The sequence below is a fragment of the Nonomuraea sp. NPDC049378 genome (genome assembly GCF_055586745.1).
Map to the genome: position 1 here is coordinate 430,128 of NZ_JBVJHP010000002.1, position 23,562 is coordinate 453,689.

The following is a 23,562-nucleotide window of genomic DNA, read 5'->3' on the forward strand; positions in this document are numbered from 1 at the left end:
TTTCAGTGCCGCCTCCGTAGGACATCCAGTCCGGCGTGGGCGACGTTACGTGCCATGGGGATGGTGTTGCGCCACACCCACGGCCACAGCGAGGCGTAGCCGCGCACCCGCTCCCCCCGCGTCAGCGGCGCCTGGTTGACACCGCGCAGCAGAAAGACGCCCTCCTCGACGTTGGGCAGGTAGAAGCGGCGCTCGGTGCCCTGCTCCCGCATGCGGTAGGCGCGCGCGTCGACGACCTCACTCATGCGCTGGGTGTGCTGACGGTGGCGCAGCAGCGGCTCGTCCACCGCCACGAACGACCCCAGGAGGGCCAGCTCGACGATCGTCACCCGGTCGCTGCCCTTGAAGGGCGCCTGCGGACGCACCCGCTCCATTGCCGAGCGCCGGATCAGGCCGTAGAGCTGGAGGTTCTCCTCCGGGTCCGCGAGCTTGGCGCGCATGCGTACGACCGGCGACGGATGGTCGGTTCTGATGGAGTTACGCCAGACGCGCAGCACGTCGCCGTCCTCGTCGATCTCCTCGGCCGCGGAGAAGGCAAGCACCGCGCCGGGTTCCGCGCGCAGCGCGGCGACCAGCTTGGCCAGCCGGTCGGGGTGGTATTCGTCGTCGGAGGAGGCGAAGGAGAAGAACTCGCCCCGCGTCTCCTTGATCAGGCGGTTGTGGTTGCCCAGCACGCCGATGTTGCGCTCGCGGCGGACGTACTTCACCCGCGGGTCCTTGCGCGCCAGCTCGCGGCAGATCTCCTCGGTGCCGTCGGTGGAGCAGTTGTCGCCGATGACCAGCTCGAAGTCGGTCTCGCTCTGCGCCATGAGGCTGTCGAGGGATCTGGTGAGGTACGGCTCGCCGTTGTAGACCGGCAGGCCGATGCCGATCAGCGGCTCAGACATGCCCCACCGGCCTCAGGTCGGCGCCGACGCTGCCTTCGGCCTGGCGGGCCGCGATGCGGGCCAGCCGGGCGAAGCTCCGTTCGAAGGCCGGCGTGGTCAGGCCATGCGTGGCGTAGGCCGCGGCCAGCTCGGCCGCGCCCGCCTCGACGCTCCAGGCGCAGTCGAAGCCCGGCAGCACGGCCCTGATCCTGGAGAAGTCCACCCGGTAGGAGCGGGGGTCGCCGCCGGTCTCGCCGGTGACCAGCAGCCGTGCGCCGGGCACCGCGGCGGCCACGTGCTCGGCGATCTGCGAAACCCGCAGGTTGTTGCGCTCGGTGCCGACGTTGAAGGCCGTGGCGTGGACCGCTTCGCGCGGCGCGGCGAGCACGGCGGCGAAGGCTGCGGCGATGTCGAGCGCGTGCACCAGAGGCCGCCACGGGGTACCGTCCGAGAGCACCTTCACCACCCCGGCCAGCAGCGCGTGGCCGACGAGGTTGTTGAGCACGATGTCGGCCCGCAGCCTGGGCGAGAACCCGAACGCCGTCGCGTTGCGCATGAACACCGGCGAGAAGTCGTCGTCCGCCAGCTTGGCCAGGTCGTCCTCCACCCTGACCTTCGACTCCGCGTACGGCGTCACGGGCCGCAGCGGCGCGTCCTCGTTCACCAGGTCGTCGCCACCGGAAGCGCCGTAGACCGAGCAGGTGGACGCGTAGACGAACCTGCGCACGCCGGCATCCCTGGCCAGCCGGGCCAGCCGCACGGAGGCGTGGTGGTTGATGTCGTAGGTCAGCTCGGGGGCCAGCGAACCGAGCGGGTCGTTCGACAGCGCGGCGAGGTGTGCCACCGCGTCGACGCCGTCGAGCATCTCGGCACTCACGTCCCGCAGGTCGACCGCGTAGCCGGGCGGATCATGAGGCGCCGGCCCGAGCACGCGGTCGGCGAACAGCCCGGAGTCGAGGCCGACGACGTCGTGCCCCGCGGCGGACAGCACGGGAGCCATCACGCTGCCCAGGTAACCCTGGTGCCCGGTCAGTAGGATCCGCACAGTCAGTCTCCAGCCAGATCGATGGTCAGTTTGGTCACGTGGAACGCCTCGGCGTACCTGGCGTTGCACTCGACGCCGCGGATGCGCGCGAGCCCGAGGAAGGCCTCCCTGTCGTACCAGGGGCGGTGCCGTTGCGAGTGGTAGTGCTCCTGAAGCAACCTCACCTTGGTCTCGGCCATGTCGTCGTCGAGCGGCTGGTAGACCGAGGGGCGCCCGAGGTCGCCGTCCCACTTGACGATCTCGTAGCCCAGCGCCAGGTGATCCCGCCACACTGTCGGAACGAGCCGGGCCAGCCCTTGATGGTCCTGGTGGGCGTCGCCGGTCCAGGGGGCGAGGATCAGGCCGGGCCGGGTCCTGGCGCGCAGGCCCTCCAGGGCGTTCTTGGCCTCGTCCCAGTGCGCCGGCAGCCGCCCGTCGGGCACCTTGAGCACGGTGAGGCTGAGGTCGGCGCCAGGGCAGAAGGCCGCCAGCGCCGCCCATTCCTCCGCCTCCCGCTCGGTGCCGCCGCCGGACAACACCAGCGCGTCCACCCGCAGCCCCGGGCGGTTGCGGCAGATCGTCCGCAGGGTCGCACCGGCGCCGATGGCGATGTCGTCGCAGTGCGCGCCGAGCGCGACGACCGCGTCCAGCTGCGCGGGGCGCAGACCGATCATGCTTCCCACAGCGCCCAGGGCCGCTCGCCTCTCGCCCAGGAACGGTCCAGCTCCAGGCGCTGGTTGACGGTGTCGCTCGGCCGCCAGTAACCGCGATGGGGGTAGGCCAGCAGGCGGCCCCTCTTGGCCAGTTCGGCGCAGCCGTCGGCCACCAGGTCGCCGTTCTCCGGGATGTGCTCGAAGATCTCCTGGCGGAGCACGAAGAAGCCGCCGTTGACCCAGAGCGGCATCGTGCTGACAGGCGTGATGCCGCCGACGAGCCCGCCCTCGCTGACGTCGACGACGTGGAAGGTGTTGGTCGGCGGCACCACCATCATCGACGCGCCCGCGTTCGAGGCGGCGAAGCGGTCGATGATGTCGGGCAGCGGGGCGTCGGTGAGGACGTCCGCGTAGTTGGCCAGGAACATCTCGTCCGTGCCGAGGTACGGTCGCACCCTGCGTAAGCGCTCGCCGATCGGCGCGTCGAGCCCGGTGTCGATCAGCGACACCTGCCAGTCCGAGATGTCGGTGGACAGCAGCTCGACGTGCCCGTTGCGCATGATGAAGTCGTTCGACGCTGTCTCCTGGTACGTCAGGAAGAACTCCTTGATGTGCTGGGCCCCGTAGCCGAGGCACAGGACGAACTCCTTGTGCCCGAAGTGCGCGTAATAGCGCATGACATGCCAGACCAGCGGGCGGGGGCCGACGAGTTGCATCGGCTTGGGCATGTCCCCGCCGGGCGCGCCGCTGCGCATCCGGGTGCCGCGCCCGCCGCAGAAGAGCACGACTTTCATGCGACGACCTCCAGACTCGGAATCGGGAAGACCAGAGCGCCTCCCCACTCACGGACGTACGCGAGCTGCTCCACCAGCTCATCCCGCAGGTTCCACGGCAGCACCAGCACGTAGTCGGGCCGGTCCTCGGCGATCCGCTCGGGCGCGCGGATCGGGATCCGCGACCCGGGCGTGAACCGGCCGTGTTTGTACGGATTGCGGTCCACGGTGTACGCGAGCAGGTCGGGCCGGATCCCGCAGTGGTTGAGCAGGGTGTTGCCCTTGCCGGGAGCGCCGTATCCGACGACGGTCCTGCCCGCGTCGGCCGCGTCGATGAGAAACCTCAGCAGGTCGCGCCGCACCTTGGCCACCCGCGCCGCGAAGTCCTCGTACCCGGACGACTCGTGCAGCCCGGCAGCCTTCTCCCTGGCCAGCACGTCGACCACCCGCGGCGACACGGGCCCTTCCGCCGGCCGCGCCCACAACCTGATCGACCCGCCGTGTGTCGGCAGCAGCTCGACGTCGACGAGATGCAGACCGCCGCTCGCCAGCGCCCGCTGCGCCGAGGCGACCGTGTAGTACTGGAAGTGCTCGTGGTAGATCGTGTCGAACTGGTTGAGCTCCATCAGCGTCAGCAGGTGCTGCACCTCGACGGAGACCCGGCCGTCATCCGCCACGAGCGCCCGCAGGCCCTTCGTGAAGCCGACGATGTCGGGGATGTGCGCGTACACGTTGTTGGCCACCACCAGATCGGCCGGCCCGTGCTCGGCACGCACCCGCCGCCCGACCTCCGGCGTGAGGAATGCGGTGAGCGTCGGCACCCCCTTGGCGTCCGCCGCCTTCCCGACATTGGCGGACGGCTCGATGCCCAGGCAGCGCACCCCTCGCTCCACCACGTGCTGGAGCAGGTAGCCGTCGTTGCTGGCCACCTCCACCACGAAGTCGCCCGGCCGCGGTCCCGCCTGGTCCACGAACCGGCGCGCGTGCTCCACCCAGGAGGTCGAGAACGAGGAGAAGTAGGCGTACTCGGTGAACGTCTCTTCCGGCGTGATCAGCGGCGGCAGCTGGGCCAGCCTGCAGCGGGTGCAGACCCGCAGGTGCAGCGGGTAGGTGGGCTCGGGCTCGTCGAGCTGCTCCGCGGTCAGGAACAGCTCGCACGGCGGAGTCGCGCCGAGGTCCACGACCCCGGCAAGCTCATGTGAGCCACACAGTCGGCAGGTGTTCATTCAGCTCGCTCCGGCAAGGGCCGCGCTCTCGTACTCCAGCGCGAGATCTTCGGGCATGGGGGCCAGATCGTTACAGCGGACGAAGTCCCGCAGCGTCGTGCCCGTGCACCGGGCGTCCACGTTCGGCGCGCCGCGCCGGGCGCGAACGTCGTCGAGATGCACGGTGCGGAAGTCGATGCTGAACCTGGTCCTGCCCGAGGTGTTCGGCACGGTGGAGTGCAGTTGGGCTCCGGAGAACATGAGCGTCCCGCCGGCCTCCGGCACCACGCGCACCTGCGGCTCCAGATCGATCGGCTGCTCGGGCCGCGGCTGGACGCGGGTGTCACTACGGATGTGCCCAGCCGCGGACTGCCTGCTGGTGCGGTTCCACTCGGCGTAGTCGTACACCCTGCTGCTGTTGCGCACCGGCTGGTCGAAGTAGCGCGGGTGGAAGGCCATGACGTTCTCGGGCACCACGCCGTAGATCGGGATCCACCAGTTGACCTGGCTGAACGGCGCCGAATACCAGCAGTCCCGGTGCGGGTGGAAGGCGTAGGAGATGCCGGAGACCAGATAGTCGTTGGAGGTGGAGGTGCGCATCCTGGGCACGTCGAAATAGGTCCGCCCGAGGTCGCAGCCGCGCTCCTCGATGACGGCGGGCAGCAGTTCCTTGCACCGGGGGTGGTGGATGAAGCGGGGCTTGAGCCCGGCCAGCACCTCGGCGAAGGCCTCGACCGGCATCTCGTGCTGCGCCGTCTCCGGGTCCAGCCCGCCGAAGGCCTCCGAGATCAGCTCCCTGGCGAAGCCGATCAGCTCCGTCGTGGCCGGCGAGGCCGCGTACACGAACACCTCGCCCTGGTAGAGGAGCTCGCGCCGCCTCTCGTCGCTCGCATCGCTGTTGGAGAAGACCGCAGTCATCATGGGGTATTCCTCCTGATCGGCTGGCATAGGGGATGAAGAGTTACCTTGCGGTGGAGTGCTCTGTCATGCTGCGCTCATGGAGCGCCTCTCGATCGACGGCGCGTGGGTGTACACGCCGCGCGTCCACACCGACCCCCGTGGCTCTTTCCTCGAGGCGTTCCGCGCGGCCGACCTGCCGCGGCCGTTCGACCTCGCCCAGGTCAACTGCTCGGTGTCCGGCCGCGGGGTGCTGCGGGGCGTGCACTTCGCCGACGTGCCGCCCGGCCAGGCGAAGTACGTGATGTGCGTGTCGGGCAGCGTCCTCGACGTGGTCGCCGACCTGCGGGCGGGCTCGCCCACGTTCGGCCGCTGGGAGGCGCGGACGCTCGACGACCGCACGCGGCGGGGCATGCTCGTCGCCGAAGGGCTCGGGCACGCGTTCATGGCGCTCAGCGAGCAGGCCACGGTGGTCTACCTGTGCTCGCAGCCGTACGCGCCGGGCCGGGAGCACGGCGTCCACCCGCTCGACCCGGCGCTCGCGATCGGCTGGCCGCCCGAGGTGGAGCCCGTGCTGTCGGAGAAGGACGCCGCGGCTCCCTCGCTCGACGAGGCGCTCGCGGCCGGGCTGCTGCCGGACTATCGCGCGTGCCAGGAGTTCTACGCCACGTTGCATTGAGGCCCCGCATTCGCGGCGATGACCGGCCAGGCCGCGTGCAGCGCCGCCCGCCAGTGGCGCAGCGGCTCAGCTCTGGTGCAGGCCAGCACGCTGCTGGCCGGACGCCGGGCGGGGCGCGGGCAGTCGGCGCTGGTCACCGGCCGCACCCTCCCGGGGTCCGCGCCGAGGAGCGTGAAGACCTCCTTGGCCAGGCCGTACCACGTCGTCTCGCCCGAGCATGCGCCGTGGTAGACGCCCGGCGGCAGGTCCGACTGCGCCAGCCGTACGAGGAAGTCGGCCAGGTCGGCCGCCCACGTCGGCTGCCCGCGCTGGTCGTCGACCACGTCCACGAACGGCCGCTCACCGGCCAGCCTGATCATGGTCCGGACGAAGTCGGTACCTGCCGCGCCGTACAACCAGGCGGTCCGCACGACGTAATGGCCGTGCTCCAGCGCCGCGCGCTCCCCCGCCAGCTTGGTGCGCCCGTAGGCGTTCACGGGCCCGGTGGCCGCGTCCTCGCGGTACGGCGCCGCGCTCGCGCCGTCGAAGACGTAGTCGGTCGACACGTGCACCAGCCGCGACCCGGCCTGGTCGCACGCCTCGGCCAGCCAGCGCACCGCGTGCCCGTTGATCGCCAGCGCCTCCGCCTCGCGCGACTCGGCCGCGTCCACGGCGGTCCACCCCGCGCAGTTGATCACCGCTCGGGGGCGGTAGGCGCACACGAAGTCGCGCACCGCGCGCCGGTCACGCAGGTCCAGCTCGCTGCGGGCGAGCGCCACCACCGGGTCGCCGGTCAGCGCCGTACGGTCGAGCACGTCGGTGGCCAGCATGCCGCCCGCGCCCGTGATGAGCCATCTCATGACGCCTCCTGTCAAGCCGCCCACCAGCCCCGGTGCTCGGCATACCAGCGCACGGTGTCCTTCAGCCCTTGCTCGAACGGGATCTCCGGCCGGTAGCCCAGGGCGCGCAACTTCGCGTCGTCGAGCGAGTACCGGCGGTCGTGGCCCTTGCGGTCCTCGACGTGCTCGACCAGGTCCCAGTCCCGGCCGCAGGCCTCCAGCAGGCGGCCGGTCAGCTCCAGGTTGGTCAGCTCGGCCGTGCCCGCGACGTGGTAGACCTCGCCGGGCTCGCCCTTGTCCATCACCAGGCGGATGCCCGCGCAGTGGTCCTGGACGTGGATCCAGTCGCGCACGTTGCCGCCGTCGCCGTACAACGGGACGGTCGCGCCGCGCAGCAGCCGCGTGACGAACAGCGGGATGATCTTCTCGGGATACTGGCGGGGCCCGTAGTTGTTGCCGCACCGGGTGATCGAGACGTCCATCCCGTGGGTGATCGCGTAGGAGCGGGCGATCAGGTCGGCGCCCGCCTTGGAGGCCGCGTACGGCGAGCGCGGCGCCAGCGGCGCGTCCTCGGTCCAGGAGCCCGACTCGATCGTGCCGTACACCTCGTCGGTCGACACCTGCACCACCTTGGCCACCCCCGCCTCCAGGCACGCCTGCAGCAGCGTCTGCGTGCCCAGCACGTTGGTGCGCACGAACTCGGCCGCCCCCTCGATCGAACGGTCCACGTGGGACTCGGCGGCGAAGTTCACCACCACGTCGTGGCCGGGCACGACCTCGGCCAGCAGGCCGGCATCGCAGACGTCGCCGTGCACGAACGTGTGCCGCACGCCGTCGAGGTTGGCCCGGCTTCCCGCGTACGTGAGCTTGTCCAGCACGGTCACGTCCGCTGCGTCGAGGCCGTGCACGAAGTGGGAGCCGATGAACCCCGCGCCACCCGTCACCAGAACTCTCATGAACTGATCTGCACCTTGCTGTGATCGCCCAGTACGAGACGGTGGGCTCTGGGGGTGTGGGGCGCGGGGGTGACCTCGACGTCGTGGCCGATCAGCGACCACTCGATCCGGCCCACTCCCGCGATGGACGCCCTGGGCAACACGATCGAGTACTCGATCTCGCTGCCGGTGATCGTGCACGACGCGCCGATGGAGGTGAACGGGCCGACGTAGCTGTCGCGGATCCGCGCGCCGCCGGCGATGATCGCCGGGCCGACCACCCGCGAGCGCTCGACCACCGCGCCCGGCTCGACCACGACCCGGCCCACCAGGTCGCTGGCCGCGTCCACGTGGCCGCTCACGCGCGGCTCCACCGACTCCAGGACCAGCCGGTTGACCTCCAGCATGTCGGTGACGTTGCCGGTGTCCTTCCAGTAGCCGGTGATCACCGATGACTCCACCCGCAGCCCTGCCTCGATGAGCCACTGGATGGCGTCGGTGATCTCCAGCTCGCCCCGCCACGACGGTTTCAGCTCCGCCACCGCCGCGTGCACCGCCGGGCTGAACAGGTAGACGCCGACCAGTGCCAGATCGCTCTTGGGACGCGCGGGTTTCTCCTCCAGGCCGACGACCCGCCCCGCGCCGTCGAGCTCGGCCACGCCGAACTGGCGCGGATCGCCGACCTCGGTGAGCATGATCTGGGCGGCCGGCCGCTCGCGGACGAACCGGGCGACCAGGTCGGTGATGCCGCCCACGATGAAGTTGTCGCCGAGATACATGACGAAGTCGTCGTCGCCGAGGAAGTCGCGGGCGATCAGCACGCCGTGGGCCAGCCCGAGCGGCGCCTCCTGCCGCAGGTACGTCACCTGCAGCCCGAACGCCGACCCGTCGCCCACGGCCGCCTCGATCTCGGCCTGGGTATCGCCGACCACCATGCCGAGCTCGGTGATCCCCGCCGCCGCGATCGCCTCCAGGCCGTAGAACAGGACCGGTTTGCCGGCGACCGGCACGAGTTGCTTGGCCGAGGTGTGCGTGATGGGCCGCAGCCGTGTGCCCGACCCTCCGGCGAGCACGAGTGCTTTCACAGCTAGTAAGCCCCTTCTCCACGGGTGACGACAGACCAGGTCTTCCAGAGAATCTGCAGGTCGAGGATGAGCGACCAATTCTCCACATACCGCAGGTCGAGGCGTACGGACTCCTCCCATGTCAGGTCGGAGCGGCCGCTGACCTGCCAGAGCCCGGTCATGCCCGGTTTGACCACCAGGCGGCGGCGGACGTCGGTCCCGTACTTGCCGACCTCTTCCGGCAGCGGCGGGCGGGGGCCGACGAGGGACATCTCGCCGCGGATGACGTTGAGCAGCTGGGGCAGCTCGTCGAGCGAGTACCGGCGCAGGAAGGCGCCTACCCGGGTGATCCTTGGATCGTTCCTCATCTTGAAGAGCACACTGTCGAACTCGTTCGCGTCGAGGAGTACACGTTTGCGCTGCTCCGCATCCACCACCATCGTACGAAATTTCACGACGCGGAATTCTTCGCCGCCTTTGCCGACCCTGACCTGGAAGAACAGCGCGGGCCCCGGGCTCGTCAGCCGGATCACCAGCGCGATCGCCAGCAGCGGCAGGGCGAGCAGCAGCAGCGCGCTCCCGGCCACGAGCCGGTCGAACACGCTCTTGACGAGTTGCTTCGTGCCGTCGAACTCCGGATGCTCCACGTGCAGCAGCGGCATCCCGGCCACCGGCCTGATGCTGATGCGCGGCCCGGCCACGTCGAGGAGCGCGGGCGCGACGAAGAGGTCGGTACGCGCGGTCTCCAGGCTCCAGGCCAGCCTGCGCAGCGCCGCCCCGTCCAACTCCGGGCAGGCCAGGACGGCCACGGCGTCGGCCTTCTCGCGCTCCACCGCGCTCGCCACGTCGCCGAACGAGCCCAGCACCGGAACACCGTCCAGGTCGACGTCCATTCCGCCCTCGGGAAGGCACGCCCCCACCACGCGCATTCCGTGATAGGGCTGGCGCCTGAACTGCATCACGAGGTCGAGAATCGACTCCCGGTGCCCGACCGCGACCACCTGCCGCATGTACTCGCCCACCGCTCTTCTCCGGTGAAGACGTTTACGCATGCGATAGCGGAAATAGAGCGTGGCGAGCAGCGCGAGCGGCAACATCGCCATGACGAAACTGCGCGCGATCGTGGTCTGCGTGGCGTAGGCCATGATGGCGACCGTGGCCATCAGCCCGGCGCCACCGTTGAAGACGGCCTTGAACTCGTCGGTGCCCTCGCCGTTGGCGCGCTGGCGGTAGGCGCCGCCCATCATGAGCGCGACGGGCCAGGAGACGACGAGGCCGAATCCCAGCAGGTACTCGGCCGGCGGAACGTACACACCGGCGACGAGCCGGACACCCAGCACGCAGACGCACGCGAGCAGCACGCACATCGTGTCGCCGGATAACAGGAGCCGCAGGTACGCCCGCGTCCAGATGCTCGACGCACGACGTGGTACGGCCTCGAGGAGCACGACAGCGGACTCCCCAGTCCCCACCCTCATAACACCACCTGATACTCGATGCACCGCTGTTGACGTTCCTTGCACCACACGGGTTGACAAGTCCCTCGAACAATCAAGGGCGGCGGCCCCCACTAAAGATTAAAGATCGATTCAGGCATGGGGAATAACGGCATATGTCCACAACCGGACGATTGTTGAGCTGCATGAGGGCTTGACGGAACGGTCCAGAAGTGGCAGTGAACGAGGAAATACGGCGACAAATTCGTGAATCGTTCAGCCGGGTTGCGCTAGTCGTACTCCAGGTCCGGTAGCGCCGACGGCGGATCCGGGCTGCGCCACACGACCACCACCCCGTCACGCGTGGAGTCGGCGGCCAGGGTGAGCCGGTCGAGGTCGAAGTCCGGCAGGTAGCGCAGGCGGGCGAGAAAGCCGGCGTCCGTGGCGGAACGCGGCACGACGCAACCCTCGCCGTCGCGGTCGAGCAGGATGTAGAGGACGTCCGCGCCGGCTTCCGTGACGACACGGACCTCGACGACGTCCTCCCAGGCGAGAGCCTCGACGCTACCGTCAGCATAGTGACGGGTGACGCCTTCTTCCGTGACGTACACGTAGGAGTCCGGCATCGGATTGCCGTGCATGGGCGCGATTCTTGCGAGTTCCGGGGTGGTCCCGCAAGGGTTCGTACGCAATGAAGGGCGTTTGCCGGGCACGCTTTCGGCGCCCCGGGGCACCTCAGCGGTGGCGGCCGCCCCACGAGTGGCTGAGATGCGCCGCCACCGCCGCCCGCGCCGCGTCCTGCGGCCCTTCGGCGATCGCGTCGAGCAGCTCGCGGTGCTCGCGCACCAGCACCTCCCTGTCCTCGTAGACCTCGCGCAGCCGGACCAGCCCGAGCCTGGTCTCGGCGGCCAGGGCGCCGTAGAGGCGTTCGAGCCGAGGGCTTCCCACCGCCTCGATCAGCGCCTCGTGCAGCGCCATGTGCTCGGCCACGCTCTCCGACCACGCCGCCGTGGCCGGGAGCGCGGCCATCCGGTGCAGGGCCGCGTCGGCCTCCGGCACCCGCCGCCCGGCCACCGCCTGGGCCATCAGGTCCTCGAGCGGCCGCCGGACGTACATGAGATCGTCGAGATCGGAGAGCGTCACTTCCGGGACGTAGGCGCTGCGGTTGCGCTCGCGCCTGAGCAGGCCCTCGTGCACCAGCGTCGCCAGCGCCTCCCGCACGGTCGGCCTGGCCACGCCGTAGGACGCGGCGATCTCCTGTTCGGGCAGCGGGGTGCCGGGCGCGATCTCGCCGGAGAGCACCCTGCTGCGCAGGGCGTCGGCGAGCGCGCCCACTGTGGAGACGGGTCTGAGCGGCAACGTCACGGCTGCGACTCTAACGCCCTTTCCGGCCTTCTTTCCGGTACGGCCACCGCGACGAGGCTCAGGGCCAGCAGGACGAGCCCGGCGACCGACACCGGGGCCAGCCGCTCGCCCAGCACGACCAGGCCGAGCAGCGCCGCGACGGCCGGCTCGGCCAGCGCCAGCGTGGCGGCCGTGGCCACGGGGGTGGTGCGCAGCCCTCGGCCGTACAGGAAGTAGGACAGGGCGGTGGTGCCGAGCCCGAGATAGAGCACGGCGGCCAGCCCGCGCGGCTCCCCCAGCCAGGAGACCCCGTTCGCCATCAGGATCGGCAACATGATCACCGCCGACCCGCCGAACATCACCCCCATCACGGCGTCCGGCCTGACCCCCCGGCCGATCTCGCGGGCCGCCATGACGGTGTAGAAGGCGTACAGCAGCCCGCCCAGCAGCGCGAACAGCACCCCCGACACCACCTCCCCACCCGCCTGCGCCCCGCCGCCGGCGATCAGCGCGGCGGACCCGCAGATGGCCGCCGTGGTCGCGACGGTCCAGCGCCCGCTCGGCCTGCGGCCGTGCAGGAACCAGGAGAGCAGCCCGGTGAAGACGGGCCCGCTGCCGATCGCGACCACCGTCCCGATGGCCACGCCGGTGCGGCCGACCGCGGCGAAGAAACAGAGCTGGTAGGCGGCCACCGCGGCGGCGGCCGGCAGGAGCCCGGGCCTGAACGCGCTTCTGAGACCGGCTCCGGCGTAGAGGGCGAGCGCCGTGCCCCCGATGACGAGCCGCGCGGCGGCCAGCGCCACGGAGTCGGCGGAGACGAGCAGCCCGGCCGTGCCCGCCGTGCCCCAGAGCACGGACGCGCCGACGACGGCGAGCGGTCCCTTCCTCATGCTCGCCATTGTGCCTTACTGTCTGACAATCAGACAACTTCGTCGAGGAGCTGGTCGATCAGCCGTCCCGCCGGGGCCGCCACCTCCCCCGCGTAGTCGTCGAGCACGGCGAGAGCGTCGGAGACGCCGGGCAGGCTCCTGCGCGGCAGGTCGAGCAGGGACTCGCCCTCCGCCGTGATCGTGCCCGCCACCTGGAAGGCGCCGCCCGAGGCGGCGATGGACACCTCGAACCGCACCTCGCGGCCGTCGGGCAGGATGAAGGTGGCGCCGGTCCTGGCGCCCGCGGGAGGGAAGAAGTAGGAGAAGCGCTCGCTTCTCACGAAGGGATGGCGTAACTCCGCGAGAATCCCCGACGCCCGGCTCAGGGCCGCCAGCAGCCCGGCCGCCGCCAGACTCTCGCTGTCCACCCGCACAGGGTAGATCAGCGCGCCGGTCGGTGACCAGGCACTCCCTCCGGAACCCAACGCCTCAGCGGTCGGTCGCCAGCCGGGCGTGCCGCTCGACGTCGTAGCGCACTCCCTCGTGGCAGAGCTTGCCCCGCTCGATCCCCTCGGGCCGGAAGCCCGCCTTGGTGGCGACCCGGCACGACGCCGGATTGTTCGTGCGGTGCTCCAGCTCCAGCCGGTGGAGGCCACGCTCGCCGAACGCCCATCGGGCCAGCTCGTCGGTGGCCGCCGCCGCGATGCCCCGCCCGCGGTAGGCGGGCACCACCCAGTAGGAGACCCAGCCGTTGCCGCGGGCGTCGATGCCGGCGACCGCGACGTTGCCCACGACCTGCTCGCCCACCGTCACGGCGAAGGCGTGACCGGCCCCCGGCCAGGCGGCGATCCAGCCCATGGCGTCCTGGAGGGTGACGACGGGCCACGGCGCCTGGTACCGCAGATCGGGGGACTGGAAGGCGCACAGCACGGCCGGGGCGTCGTCGGCGCGCCACTCCCGCAGCCGCATGTTCACATGGGTCACGCTGCCCGAGATTACCCAGACTGCACCTGTTGCCCGATTTGGTGGGTGGCTTCGAAATCGTCCACCAGCTGCTTCGGCGCGGTCAGGCACCACGCCTCGGCCACCAGCTCGAACAGCTCGTCAGAGTCGATCTTGTCGAGGTGGACCACCACCCAGCCGAACCGCCCTGCCGTGAACTGCACCTCGAACACCTCGGGCCGCTCGGCCACGAGGGCGATCTGCTCCTCGATCGTGGCCTTGAGCCCGACGGTCTCGGTCGCCTCCCACAGGTAGCCGAAGCCCTTGTCACGCACCTTGAGCCCGATCCACTCGCCACCGTGGCTCATCCGGACCTCGGGCAGCTCGTTCAGCAGCTCGAGGAACTCATCGACGCTCACACCCATGCCCGACTGTGTACCAGACGCGGCCGACACTTCCCGGGCCCCGGCGGACGCACGTGCCGGCCGCGCCCCCGAAACGATCAATCGTAATAGCGGACTTCCAGCACGTTCCCATCGGGATCAGGAAAGTAAATCGCCTCGGGAGCGATGCCCTGGGCGCCGAAGATGTTGGTCGCGGTGCCGGAGATCTCCACTCCGTGCTGTTTCAACCGGACCTGGAGGGCGTCGAAATCCTCCTTGGCCACGGACAGGCAAAAATGGTTGATCGGATGCCCGGAACTGCCCTTCACCCCCGTGTGCTCGTCGACCCCTTTTAAGGCGTCGTACGCGATGAGATCGAGGATCGTCCCAGCCGAGATCCGCACGCTGGGAAAGGCCGCCTTTCCATCGCGAAACTCCTCCGTCCGCACCCCGGGCAGCCCGAGCACCTGCTCGTAGAAATGCAGGGACCTGCGCTGGTCGGCAACCCAGCAGACGAGATGGTCAAGGCGCACATCCATGTAAACCTCCTGCTCCAATATCTGCCGCCCGCCGCTCCTTGTCCACCTGCAGAACCACCCGCCAACGAATTTCCGCCTCCGCGAAACACGTGGTTAACGTCAAGTTAGCGGTGATGACCTGCACGGTTGAGCCGGCCGCGACATTCCTGCCCGCAATGAGGATGTGATGGAGATCATCGCCATCGGGACCAATAATAGACGCAGGGTTTCGGATTCATCATGACGGGACGGCAGGTGGCCGCCCGTCACGGACCTGCACGAGTCCGGCAGAGTTGATCAGCGCGCCCGCCGCCCGGCCATGGTCATGGCGTCACCCGTCCGGGTCTCCTCCCCGGCATGACCGTCCTCCACAAGAGGCGCCCGCACCGCGAGAGGATCCGCCCTTTCACGGCCGGCCGGGCGGGAGGCGGTAGACGGACACGTGCGAACGTGACTCCGCGGTGAACTCGGCTCCGGCCCAGTCGGCGTGCCTGGACTCCAGCTCGAACCCGGCCAGCTGGGCCATGAGGTCGAGCTCGGCCGGCCAGATGTAGCGGTGCGGGCTGCGGAACAGCTCGGCCTGCCTGCCCTCGTCGAAGGTGAAGTGGTGCGACACGACCAGCTGCCGCAGGACGTCGTAGGTGTCGAGGCCGACGTAGCCGGGCTCGGCGGTGAAGACCGTCGCCGGCTGGCCCGGTGGCAGCTTGCGCAGCTCGGGCACCCACAACTCGATCACGAACCGGCCGCCGGGCTCGAGGTGGCGGGCGGCGTTGCGGAAGCACGCGACCTGTTCGGCCTGGGAGAGCAGGTTGGAGATCGTGTTGAAGACGAGATAGACGAGGGAGTACGGCCCAGGGGCCGAGGCGGTCGCCATGTCGCCGGCGACCACCGGGATCGTCGCCTCGTCCACCTTCGTACGCAGCTGCTCGATCATCGGCCTCGACAGCTCGACGCCGGTGACCGGCACCCCACGCTCGGCGAGCGGCACGGCCACGCGGCCGGTCCCGATGGCGAACTCGAGCGCCCGCCCGCCGCCCGCGAGCTCGGCGAGGCGGCTCACGGTCGGCTCCAGCACCTCGGGCGCGAACATGCCGGTGCCCGGCGTGTCATAGCGCCGAGCAGCCTCGGCGTCCCAGATGCGCTCCTGAGCGAACTCCGGCCCCGCCGCTCCCGTCATGCCGTACGCCCCATCCCGCTCGTGTCCGTGACAATGTGCTCAGGCGGTCAACAGTAGGCAGCCCGCGAGCCCGGCGTCGAACGGATTTCCGCCGGGCCGCGGCACCCGCCCGGCAGGGCGCTCTCAGGCGGGATCGAAGGCCACCGGCAGCCGGTGCACCCCGTAGATGGCCATGTCGGTCTTCATCGCGAGCTCCTCCTCGGGCACGGCGAGGCGCAGGCCGGGGAATCGGCGGAACAGCGCCGCGTACGCGACCCGCATCTCGATCCTGGCCAGCTGCTGGCCGAGGCACTGGTGCACCCCGTGACCGAAGCTCACGTGGCCGGTGGCCTGCCTGGCCAGGTCGAGGGTGTCGGGGTCGCCGAACTGTCCGGGGTCACGGTTGGCCATCGGGATGGAGATCACCACCGTCTGCCCCTTCCTGACGGTCACGCCCTCCAGTTCGACGTCCTCCAGCGCGGTGCGCTGAGCGCCGAACTGGATGATCGACAGGTACCGGAGCAGTTCCTCGACCGCGCCGTCGATCAGCGTGGGGTCGGCGCGCAGGGCGGCGAGCTGGTCAGGATGGCGCAGCAGGGCGTAGGTGCCGAGGGAGAGCATGTTGGCGGTCGTCTCGTGCCCGGCGACGAGCAGCACCAGCCCGACGCCGGTGAGCTCCTCGTCGGTCAGGTCGCTGCCGGTGACGAGCGCGCTGAGCAGATCATCCCCGGGGTCGGCGCGCTTGGCCGCGACCAGCCGGCGGAAATAGCCGTAGAGGTGGTTCATGGCGGCCATGTACTCCTCCTTGGGCGTGCCCAGGCGGACCATCGTCTCCGTGGTGCCCTGGAACTCCGACCGGTCGGCGTACGGCACGCCGAGCAGTTCGCAGATCACCAGCGAGGGGATCGGCAGAGCGAAGTGCTGGACCAGGTCGGCCGGGGAGCCCGCCCGCTCCATCGCGTCCAGGCACTCGTCGGCGATCTGCTGGATCCGCGGGGTCAGCCCGTTGAGCCGGCGCACGGTGAAGTGGGCGGTCAGCAGCCTGCGGTAGCGGGTGTGGTCGGGCGGGTCGAGGCGCAGGAACATCCCAGGCAGCATCGGCGCGCCGGGGTCCTCGCCGAGTGCGTGTTCGAAGGGCAGGTGACGCAGGTCCTGCCGGGCACTGAAGCGCTGGTCGGCCAGCACGGCACGGGCGAGATCGCGACTGGTCGTCACCCAGCCGATGTGACCGTCGGGGAAGCTCAGCGGGTGCAGCGGTCCCTGGGCGGCGAGGTCGCGAAGCGGGGCGGGCGGGTCGAAGGGGTGCTCCCGCGCGGTGGGCAGTTGCATGGGTCGTGTACCAGGCCCGGCGGCCATACGACCTCCTCCTTAGTAGAGAGTCTCTACTTTTAGATAATACATACCTTCATACGCTGTCTACTATGCTGAGCGCATGGCGGAGCAGATGGGCTTGCGGGAGCGCAAGAGACGGCGCACCCGGCAGACCCTGGTGCACACGGGGCTGCGGCTGTTCGCGGAGCGGGGATACGACCAGACCACCGTGGCCGACATCTGCGCGGCCGCCGAGCTGTCGCCCGCCACGTTCTACAAGCACTTCCCCGCGAAAGAGGACCTCGCCTTCGCCGACTATCCCGAGCGGGTCGACGCCATACGCACGCTGACCTCGGCGCCCCATCCGGGAGAGTCGCTGGAGAGCCTGCTGCGGCGGGCCTTCGCCATGGTGCTGGAACCGGGACGGTGGAGCGTCGACGCCGACGAGGACCTGGTCGTGATCCGCACGCGTCTGGCCCTCACCGTTCCCGCGCTGCGGGCGATCGCGCTGCGCTGGATCTTCGACCTCCAGCACGAGTGGGCGAAGGCGCTGCGGGAGGTGTTCCCCGACCTGGACGACGTCACCGCGCACGCCGTCGTGGGAGCCATGGTGGGAGCGCTCGCGAGCGCCGGCCGGGCCTCCATCGAGAACGGGCGGCACGGAGCCGCCCTGATCGAGGACGTCACCCGCGCCCTCGACGTCGCCATGACCGGGCTCCCCCGCCACTTCGCGGCCGCGAAGCAGGACGCCTGACCGCCCGCTGGACCGAAACTTTCGGAGGCCGGCCCAGGCGGACGCGGGCCTTCCAAACGGCGTAGTTTCATCGCCCCGCCACCGTCAACGCCTGGTCACAAGGCGTCTCCCCTGCTCTGTTCCGAAAAATTTCCATGAACCGTTGACATGTTTCGGAGCAATTCCCACACTGATCAGCGGCTGGACGCGCGCGCTGAACGATCGATCGGCGATCGTCGCCCGCACCCCCGTGCGGAAGGAGAGCCACAGTGATCAGATGCTCGGGCCGCTCGACGATGCGTACGGCGGCCGTCGCGCTGGTGGCGGCGGCACTCTGGGCCGCCGGAGCGGAGACAGCGGCGCTCGCTGCGGCCCCCACTGCGGCCGTCACTGCGGCCGTCACTGCGGCTCCCGCCGCGGCCCCCGCCGTGCCTTTCGCGGCCGGCGTCGAGGACGAGGGCGCCGGCTGCGCGGTGACCGGCCTGCCCGGCGAAGGATCGTTGCCGTCCGACTCCCGGCTCCCCGACCCCTTCAGGAAGCTGGACGGCACGCGCATCACCGCCAGGTCCGACTGGCGGTGCCGGCGGGCGGAGATCAAGAAGCTGGCGGAACGATTCGTCTACGGCGAGAAGCCCGCGAAGCCGGCGAGCGTCACGGGCACGGTCTCCAGCACCGGCATCACGGTGAACGTCAACCACAACGGCAGGAGCACCGGCTTCTCCGCCGGTGTCTCGCTGCCGAGCGGTTCCGGGCCGTTCCCCGCGGTCGTGGTGCTGGGAGGCTTCGGCGCCGACACGGCCGCCATCAGGGCCGCGGGGGCGGCGGTCATCACTTACGACCCGTACGCGGTCGGCAGGGAGGGCACACCGCGCAACAACAAGCAGGGCGCGTTCTACGACGTCTACGGCTCGTCGAGCAGCACCGGACTGCTGGTCGCCTGGGCCTGGGGCGTGAGCCGCATCATCGACGTCATCGAGCAGTCGGGCGGCGGCATCCTGCGAGCGGATGCCACCGGCGTCACCGGATGCTCGCGGTTCGGCAAGGGCGCCTTCGTGGTGGGCGCGTTCGACCAGCGCATCGCGTTGACCATGCCGATCGAGTCGGGCAGCGCGGGCGTGCCCATCTTCCGCGGCATCCCCGGGGAGGGCGCCCAGAGCCTGAGCAGCGCGTACGGCGAGCAACCATGGCTGGGCGACGCGTTCGGCTCCTTCACCGGCAACCCGAACCGGCTGCCTGTGGACACGCACGAAACAGTGGCCATGATCGCCCCGCGCGGGCTCTTCATCATGGACAACCCCCACATCACCAACCTGGGTCCCAGGTCGGCCAGCGTGGCGGCCCTCGGCGGAGCGGAGGTGTACAAAGCGCTCGGCGCCGGAGACAACATCACTTACTGGTCCGACGTCCAGGACGGCAGCCACTGCGCCAACCGGTCGGAGTGGCGGACCCCGCTGCAGCAGCACATCCAGAAGTTCCTCCTCAAGACGGGCAACGCACCCGGCGCGATGAGGATCTCGTCCAGGGCGCAGGGCAACCTGGCCGAGTGGCGAGACTGGCAGACGCCGTCCCTCGGCGACGGTTCCGGCGACACCTCCCCGCCGACCGCCCCGACCGGCCTCACGGCCTCGGGCACCACGTCCACCGGCACGAGCCTGACCTGGACGGCGTCGACGGACGACCAGGGCGTCACCGGCTACGACATCCTGCGCGCCCCCGGCGCGAGCGGCGGCACGTTCGCCCAGGTCGCCACCTCGGCCACGACCTCGTACGGCGACACGGGCCTGACCCCCGACACCACCTACCGCTACCAGGTCAGGGCCAGGGACGCCGCGGGCAACACCTCGCCGGTCTCGACCACCGCGCAGATCACCACCCGGCCCGGCACGTCCACCGGAGGCTGCACCGCCGAGGCCACCGTCCAGACCCAGTGGGGCACCGGGTACGTCATCCAGCCGCTCACCGTCACCAACACCGGCACGACGACGATCACCGGCTGGACCGTCACCTTCACCCTGCCGGCCGGGCACACGCTGACCGGCTCGTGGAACGGCGCCACCACCGTCAGCGGGCAGACCGTGACCATCAGGAACGCCGGCCACAACGGCACCCTCGCCCCCGGGGCCAGCGCCGGCGGCGTCGGCTTCCAGGCGAGCCGCCCGAACGGCGACACCGCCCTCCCCTCCGGCTACACCTGCGCCTGACGCCTGAAGCCCCGGAGGCCGTTGTCCGGGTATCGTCCAGATCAGATACTTGAGTGGACGGGACGATCCCGGAGGTCAGGTTGGCCCAGGAGGAGATCCGCCGGCACAACGCCGGCACCCTGCTCCGGCACGTGCACCTGGGCGGCGCGGTCTCCCGCACGGCGCTGGCCGAGCGGATGAGGCTGAACCGCAGCACCATCATGGCGCTGACCACCGAGCTCGCCACGGCAGGCCTGGTCCGCGAAGAACTGCCCGCCGACACCGGCCGGGCGGGACGGCCGTCGCTGGTGGTCCGCCCCGACTCCGGCCAGGTCTACGTGCTCGCCTTCGACGTCGCCGTGGACCGGCTGGTCGCCGCCCGGGTGGCGCTCGGCGGGATCATGCTGGACCGCAGGGAGACGGTCCGCCCGCGCGCCGGAGCCGACCTCGACCGGGTGGTCGAGGTGCTCGCCCGCTTCGGCCGGCAGCTGCACCGTACTGCGCCTCCGGACTCCGTGTGCGTCGGCGTCGGCGCCTCCTACTGCGGCATGATCCGGCCGGGCGACGGCATGGTGCGCTTCGGGCCCGACATGGGCTGGGTGGACCAGGCGTTCGGCACCGAGCTCGGCCGCCGGCTGGGCCTCGGCCTGCCGGTTGCCGTGGGCAACGAGGCGCACCTCGGCGCGCTGGCCGAACAGCAACGCGGAGCGGGCGCCGGCTTCCAGAACCTGATCTACCTCCACGGGGACGTCGGCGTGGGCGGCGGCATCATCGTGGGCGGCAAGCTGCTGGACGGCGACGGCGGCTACGGGTGCGAGCTAGGGCACATGGTGGTGAACCCGTACAACGGGCGTCCCTGCGGATGCGGCTCCCATGGTTGCCTGGAGGCGGAGGCCGGCGAGCGGGCACTCCTCGACGCCGCGGGCCGGCCCGCCGACCTGTTCGGCCGCGACGCCGTACGAGCCGTGGTGGACGACGCCGACCGTGGCGATCCCGCAGCCCAGGAGGCGCTGCGCCAGGTCGGCGACTGGCTCGGCATCGGCGTGGCCAACCTCATCAACCTCTTCAACCCCGGCATGGTCGTCTTCGGCGGCATGCTGCGCGACATGTATCCGGGCGCCGCGGCCCAGGTACGCGCCCGCATCGCCGCCAACGTGCTGCCCGTCGCGCGCGAACGGGTGAGACTGCGCACCTCGGCCCTGGGGGACGACGCCACCCTGGTCGGCGCCGCCGAACTCGGCTTCTCCGACCTGCTGGCCGACCCGCTGGGCGTGCTCACCCGTACGACGAGGTGACGCGGTCGCACCGGCCCCCTCATCGCCCACCCATGGGAGCGCCCGCGACAGGCAGAGCCGGCAGCAGGCGGGCCGGCGAGACGCCGCGACCGTGACCCAACGATGACACCGGGCGCACGAGGCGGGGACACGGTCGGCCGACAGTGGATGGGGTTGACGGCGGGAGAGCACGGGACGGGCTGTCGCCGGCGTGCGTGAAGCACTTGGACCGGCTGGCCCGGCACGAGACCACCCGTCCCCGGCCGCCCGCGCCGGGTCGACGTCGGCGGCCCGGACGCCCCCGGCAACTACGGCGTCGCCCTCACCGAGCGGGGCGAGAGGAACCGGCGGGAGCTGCTGTGACCGTCCGCCGGACGGCGAGGTGCAGCGGACGACGATCGACGTAAAGGAGAAAGGCATGGTTGAAGGCGGAAGATGGGACCGGCGTTCCCTGCTGCGGGGCGCCACCGTGCTGGCCGGTGCCGCCGCGACCGCACCGCTGCTGGGCGGGGCGGCCACGGCCCGAGCCCGCGGCGGTGACGCGGACGCGCTGTTCAAGGCGGGGAAGTTCGAGCAGGCCGGGCGCGCGTACGAGGAGATCCTGAGAGCAGACCCCGCGAACCTGAACGCGGCCCGCCGGCGCGGCTACGTCGGGCTGCTGGCCAACCGGTTCCCCGAAGCCGAGAAATACCTCAAGATGGCCATCGGGCTGGCACCCGGCGACAAGGATGCCAACCGGTTCCTGGCCGACTGCTACATCCGGCAGGACAAGTTCGCCCTCGCCGCACCACACTGGCAAGCGGCCGGCAGGGACGTCTTCGCCACGTGGTTCGCGGCGGTCCGCGGCGAGCCGTACCAGATCCACGGCGACATCGCGCGGCTGCCCTGGCCGCAGATGGACCCGAAACCGCTGGTGGAGGCCTCGGTCAACGGTGGATCGTCAAAACGCTTCACGTTCTACACCGGCTCCCCATGGCTGGGCCTGTCCTCGACGGTGGCCAAGGAGGCCGGGCTGAGCCCCGTCGCCAGCCAGAAGATCGATTATCTGGACGGCACCATATGGCAGTACTTCGGGGTGCTGGACTCGTTCAGGCTGGGCGGCATCGAACTGCGTAACATCCCCGTGGCGTGGTCGGAGTCGGAGTCGGGCGGAGATGTCGACACCGGCAACGACGGCATGATCGGCACGTGGGTCTTCTACCACCTGCTGACCACCTTCGACTACGCGGGCCGATCGCTGATCCTGCGGCGCAACACCCCGGAAGCGGCCAGGCAGGCGCGCGCCGCCGCCGAACGGGCGGGCGCGGAGCCCCTGCCGCTGTGGCTGGCCCGTGAGCACATGGTCCACAGCAGGGGCAGCGTCGCCGGCTCAGGCCCGCGCGTGGTGGCCTTGCCCATCGGCGGAGGCAGCGAGGCCGCCGCGGTCATGCACGGGGATACGGCCGAACGGTTGCGGATCCGCACCGACTACGACCGCCCCATCAGGACTCACGCTCACAGCCACCCAGCGGTCACCTACCCGTGCTATCCGAAGGAGATCCGCCTCGGCAGCGCCACCGCCCACGACATCTACTGCAACACGCACCCGGAGTCCGCACTCGCCCCCCTCGGGTTCGACGTGCCGGTCACCTTCTTCCACAGCTTCTACAAGCCGTACAACATCACCCTCGACTTCACCGGCATGAACGTCTACATCGCCCGCGGCAAGGCCGCCTGATCGCGGGCCTCCGCAGGTCTACGCCTCGCCGGAGGTCAGGCCGGCCGGCTCAGGAGAGGCCGGTGCCGAGCGGCGCCGGCCGAACCAGTGCCGATGGTTGCGAACGAAGGTCACCACGAAAAGGGCCTGAACGGCGCCCTCGATGAGGAGGAAAAGACCGGAGTCCAGCGCCAGCCGCACCGAACCGCCGTCGAAGGCGCCGACGATGGCGCCGACAGTGCGGACCACCGCGACGATCGCGATCGGAGCGGCGAACAGCGCGACCTAATGAGGCTTGGATCGGTACTCAGCCCACATGTCGACCGCCTCTCGAAGATCGAGAGCGGCAACATGCTCACGCGCCATCCCAACCGTGTAGATCAACCGGTCCGCGAGCCAATCTGGAACCGGTTCCCTAGGAGGAGTTTTCTCCACTCGAATGTGATCGGCCAGCGCGCCGAGGCGTTCGATCACCTGGCCGAGCTGGATGATCTCGGGCCGGTCCGCACCCGCCTCGCGAACCCTCGCTGTCGCCTCCGCGTACACTTCCGCGTCGGCCCTCTCACCGACAGCCCACACCTCGCAGATCTCCACCGCCTTGTCCTCGGTGATGCGGTAGACGACACGCCAGGTATTGCGACCGACCACCAGCTTCCGGAAACCGCTCAGTTCCCCGCCCAGCGGGTAGCCGGCTTCAGGGTTGTCCAGGAGGAGCAGGATCTTCTTGAGTACTTTAGGCACCGCGTCCGGGCCGATACGCCGGAGGTCGTCGACCGCCGGCGCCGTGAAGACGACGTCGGACACGA

General features: G+C 70.4%; 26 protein-coding genes. 5 read left to right on the forward strand and 21 right to left on the reverse strand.

Annotated elements, in window-relative coordinates; genetic code table 11:
- Window positions 1-2: 2 nt before the first annotated feature.
- From ACZ6SA_RS06935 to ACZ6SA_RS06960, 6 genes are read right to left on the reverse strand one after another with little or no spacing between them, the layout of a single operon-like run.
- Window positions 3-887: a glycosyltransferase gene (locus ACZ6SA_RS06935; RefSeq protein ID WP_347648401.1), complete on the reverse strand. Its 885-nt coding sequence runs from the start codon at window positions 885-887 to the stop codon at window positions 3-5.
- Window positions 880-1,911, reverse strand: coding sequence for an NAD-dependent epimerase/dehydratase family protein (locus ACZ6SA_RS06940; RefSeq protein WP_347648400.1), 1,032 nt, complete (start codon window positions 1,909-1,911; stop codon window positions 880-882). Before ACZ6SA_RS06940 ends, ACZ6SA_RS06935 begins: the two co-directional genes overlap by 8 nt.
- A 2-nt stretch (window positions 1,912-1,913) precedes the next feature.
- Window positions 1,914-2,564, reverse strand: a complete 651-nt coding sequence (locus tag ACZ6SA_RS06945; protein ID WP_347648399.1) for a PIG-L deacetylase family protein — start codon at window positions 2,562-2,564, stop codon at window positions 1,914-1,916.
- The gene (locus ACZ6SA_RS06950) at window positions 2,561-3,337 is read right to left on the reverse strand and encodes a glycosyltransferase family protein (protein ID WP_465826995.1); all 777 of its coding nucleotides are present in this window, start codon (window positions 3,335-3,337) and stop codon (window positions 2,561-2,563) included. Before ACZ6SA_RS06950 ends, ACZ6SA_RS06945 begins: the two co-directional genes overlap by 4 nt.
- Window positions 3,334-4,542, reverse strand: a complete 1,209-nt coding sequence (locus tag ACZ6SA_RS06955; RefSeq protein WP_465826996.1) for a methyltransferase domain-containing protein — start codon at window positions 4,540-4,542, stop codon at window positions 3,334-3,336. Before ACZ6SA_RS06955 ends, ACZ6SA_RS06950 begins: the two co-directional genes overlap by 4 nt.
- Window positions 4,543-5,442 (reverse strand): phytanoyl-CoA dioxygenase family protein, encoded by a 900-nt coding sequence (locus ACZ6SA_RS06960; RefSeq protein WP_465826998.1) that lies wholly within the window; start codon window positions 5,440-5,442, stop codon window positions 4,543-4,545.
- Between the two features lie 76 nt (window positions 5,443-5,518).
- Between ACZ6SA_RS06960 and ACZ6SA_RS06965 the strand changes: the two genes are divergently transcribed.
- On the forward strand, window positions 5,519-6,097 hold the full coding sequence (locus ACZ6SA_RS06965; RefSeq protein WP_347648395.1) for a dTDP-4-dehydrorhamnose 3,5-epimerase family protein: 579 nt from the start codon (window positions 5,519-5,521) through the stop codon (window positions 6,095-6,097).
- On the opposite strand, the gene rfbD is transcribed toward ACZ6SA_RS06965, so the two are convergent.
- The 13 genes from rfbD to ACZ6SA_RS07030 all read right to left on the reverse strand — a co-directional run bounded on the left by rfbD (window position 6,079) and on the right by ACZ6SA_RS07030 (window position 16,891).
- Complete coding sequence (rfbD, locus tag ACZ6SA_RS06970) at window positions 6,079-6,936, reverse strand: dTDP-4-dehydrorhamnose reductase (RefSeq protein ID WP_347648394.1); 858 nt, start codon at window positions 6,934-6,936, stop codon at window positions 6,079-6,081. The genes ACZ6SA_RS06965 and rfbD overlap by 19 nt on opposite strands.
- An 11-nt stretch (window positions 6,937-6,947) precedes the next feature.
- On the reverse strand, window positions 6,948-7,871 hold the full coding sequence (gene rfbB / locus ACZ6SA_RS06975) for a dTDP-glucose 4,6-dehydratase (RefSeq protein ID WP_465826999.1): 924 nt from the start codon (window positions 7,869-7,871) through the stop codon (window positions 6,948-6,950).
- A complete protein-coding gene (locus ACZ6SA_RS06980; RefSeq protein WP_465827000.1) occupies window positions 7,868-8,935 on the reverse strand; it encodes a glucose-1-phosphate thymidylyltransferase in 1,068 nt (355 codons plus the stop codon). Before ACZ6SA_RS06980 ends, rfbB begins: the two co-directional genes overlap by 4 nt.
- Window positions 8,936-8,937: 2 nt before the next feature.
- Entirely contained in the window at window positions 8,938-10,392 is a 1,455-nt protein-coding gene (locus ACZ6SA_RS06985) for a sugar transferase (protein ID WP_465827002.1), read from the reverse strand.
- A 248-nt stretch (window positions 10,393-10,640) separates the two neighbouring features.
- On the reverse strand, window positions 10,641-10,991 hold the full coding sequence (locus tag ACZ6SA_RS06990; protein WP_347648390.1) for a hypothetical protein: 351 nt from the start codon (window positions 10,989-10,991) through the stop codon (window positions 10,641-10,643).
- A gap of 94 nt (window positions 10,992-11,085) precedes the next feature.
- Complete coding sequence (locus ACZ6SA_RS06995; protein WP_347648389.1) at window positions 11,086-11,715, reverse strand: GntR family transcriptional regulator; 630 nt, start codon at window positions 11,713-11,715, stop codon at window positions 11,086-11,088.
- On the reverse strand, window positions 11,712-12,584 hold the full coding sequence (locus ACZ6SA_RS07000) for a DMT family transporter (RefSeq protein ID WP_347648388.1): 873 nt from the start codon (window positions 12,582-12,584) through the stop codon (window positions 11,712-11,714). The genes ACZ6SA_RS06995 and ACZ6SA_RS07000 overlap by 4 nt, the downstream gene beginning before the upstream one ends.
- A 29-nt stretch (window positions 12,585-12,613) precedes the next feature.
- A complete protein-coding gene (locus tag ACZ6SA_RS07005) occupies window positions 12,614-12,991 on the reverse strand; it encodes a hypothetical protein (RefSeq protein ID WP_465827004.1) in 378 nt (125 codons plus the stop codon).
- 61 nt (window positions 12,992-13,052) lie between these two features.
- The gene (locus tag ACZ6SA_RS07010; protein WP_465827006.1) at window positions 13,053-13,547 is read right to left on the reverse strand and encodes a GNAT family N-acetyltransferase; all 495 of its coding nucleotides are present in this window, start codon (window positions 13,545-13,547) and stop codon (window positions 13,053-13,055) included.
- An 11-nt stretch (window positions 13,548-13,558) separates the two neighbouring features.
- Window positions 13,559-13,930: an MmcQ/YjbR family DNA-binding protein gene (locus tag ACZ6SA_RS07015; RefSeq protein WP_347648385.1), complete on the reverse strand. Its 372-nt coding sequence runs from the start codon at window positions 13,928-13,930 to the stop codon at window positions 13,559-13,561.
- Window positions 13,931-14,007: 77 nt separating this feature from the next.
- Window positions 14,008-14,427, reverse strand: a complete 420-nt coding sequence (locus ACZ6SA_RS07020) for a VOC family protein (RefSeq protein WP_347648384.1) — start codon at window positions 14,425-14,427, stop codon at window positions 14,008-14,010.
- A 385-nt stretch (window positions 14,428-14,812) separates the two neighbouring features.
- Window positions 14,813-15,583 (reverse strand): class I SAM-dependent methyltransferase, encoded by a 771-nt coding sequence (locus tag ACZ6SA_RS07025; RefSeq protein WP_347648383.1) that lies wholly within the window; start codon window positions 15,581-15,583, stop codon window positions 14,813-14,815.
- 123 nt (window positions 15,584-15,706) lie between these two features.
- Window positions 15,707-16,891, reverse strand: a complete 1,185-nt coding sequence (locus ACZ6SA_RS07030; protein WP_465827008.1) for a cytochrome P450 — start codon at window positions 16,889-16,891, stop codon at window positions 15,707-15,709.
- 103 nt (window positions 16,892-16,994) lie between these two features.
- Here ACZ6SA_RS07030 and ACZ6SA_RS07035 point away from each other — a divergent pair, with 103 nt between their 5' ends.
- From ACZ6SA_RS07035 to ACZ6SA_RS07050, 4 genes are all read left to right on the forward strand, one after another.
- Window positions 16,995-17,627, forward strand: coding sequence for a TetR/AcrR family transcriptional regulator (locus ACZ6SA_RS07035; RefSeq protein WP_347648381.1), 633 nt, complete (start codon window positions 16,995-16,997; stop codon window positions 17,625-17,627).
- Between the two features lie 248 nt (window positions 17,628-17,875).
- A complete protein-coding gene (locus ACZ6SA_RS07040) occupies window positions 17,876-19,807 on the forward strand; it encodes a glucuronyl esterase domain-containing protein (RefSeq protein WP_465827009.1) in 1,932 nt (643 codons plus the stop codon).
- Between the two features lie 53 nt (window positions 19,808-19,860).
- A complete protein-coding gene (locus ACZ6SA_RS07045) occupies window positions 19,861-21,081 on the forward strand; it encodes an ROK family transcriptional regulator (RefSeq protein WP_443155675.1) in 1,221 nt (406 codons plus the stop codon).
- A gap of 397 nt (window positions 21,082-21,478) precedes the next feature.
- Window positions 21,479-22,777, forward strand: a complete 1,299-nt coding sequence (locus tag ACZ6SA_RS07050; RefSeq protein ID WP_347648378.1) for an aspartyl protease family protein — start codon at window positions 21,479-21,481, stop codon at window positions 22,775-22,777.
- Window positions 22,778-22,795: 18 nt separating this feature from the next.
- On the opposite strand, the gene ACZ6SA_RS07055 is transcribed toward ACZ6SA_RS07050, so the two are convergent.
- Entirely contained in the window at window positions 22,796-23,005 is a 210-nt protein-coding gene (locus ACZ6SA_RS07055; protein ID WP_465827011.1) for a hypothetical protein, read from the reverse strand.
- A gap of 36 nt (window positions 23,006-23,041) precedes the next feature.
- Window positions 23,042-23,560: a type II toxin-antitoxin system RelE family toxin gene (locus tag ACZ6SA_RS07060; protein ID WP_465827012.1), complete on the reverse strand. Its 519-nt coding sequence runs from the start codon at window positions 23,558-23,560 to the stop codon at window positions 23,042-23,044.
- Between the last annotated feature and the right edge of the window lie 2 nt (window positions 23,561-23,562).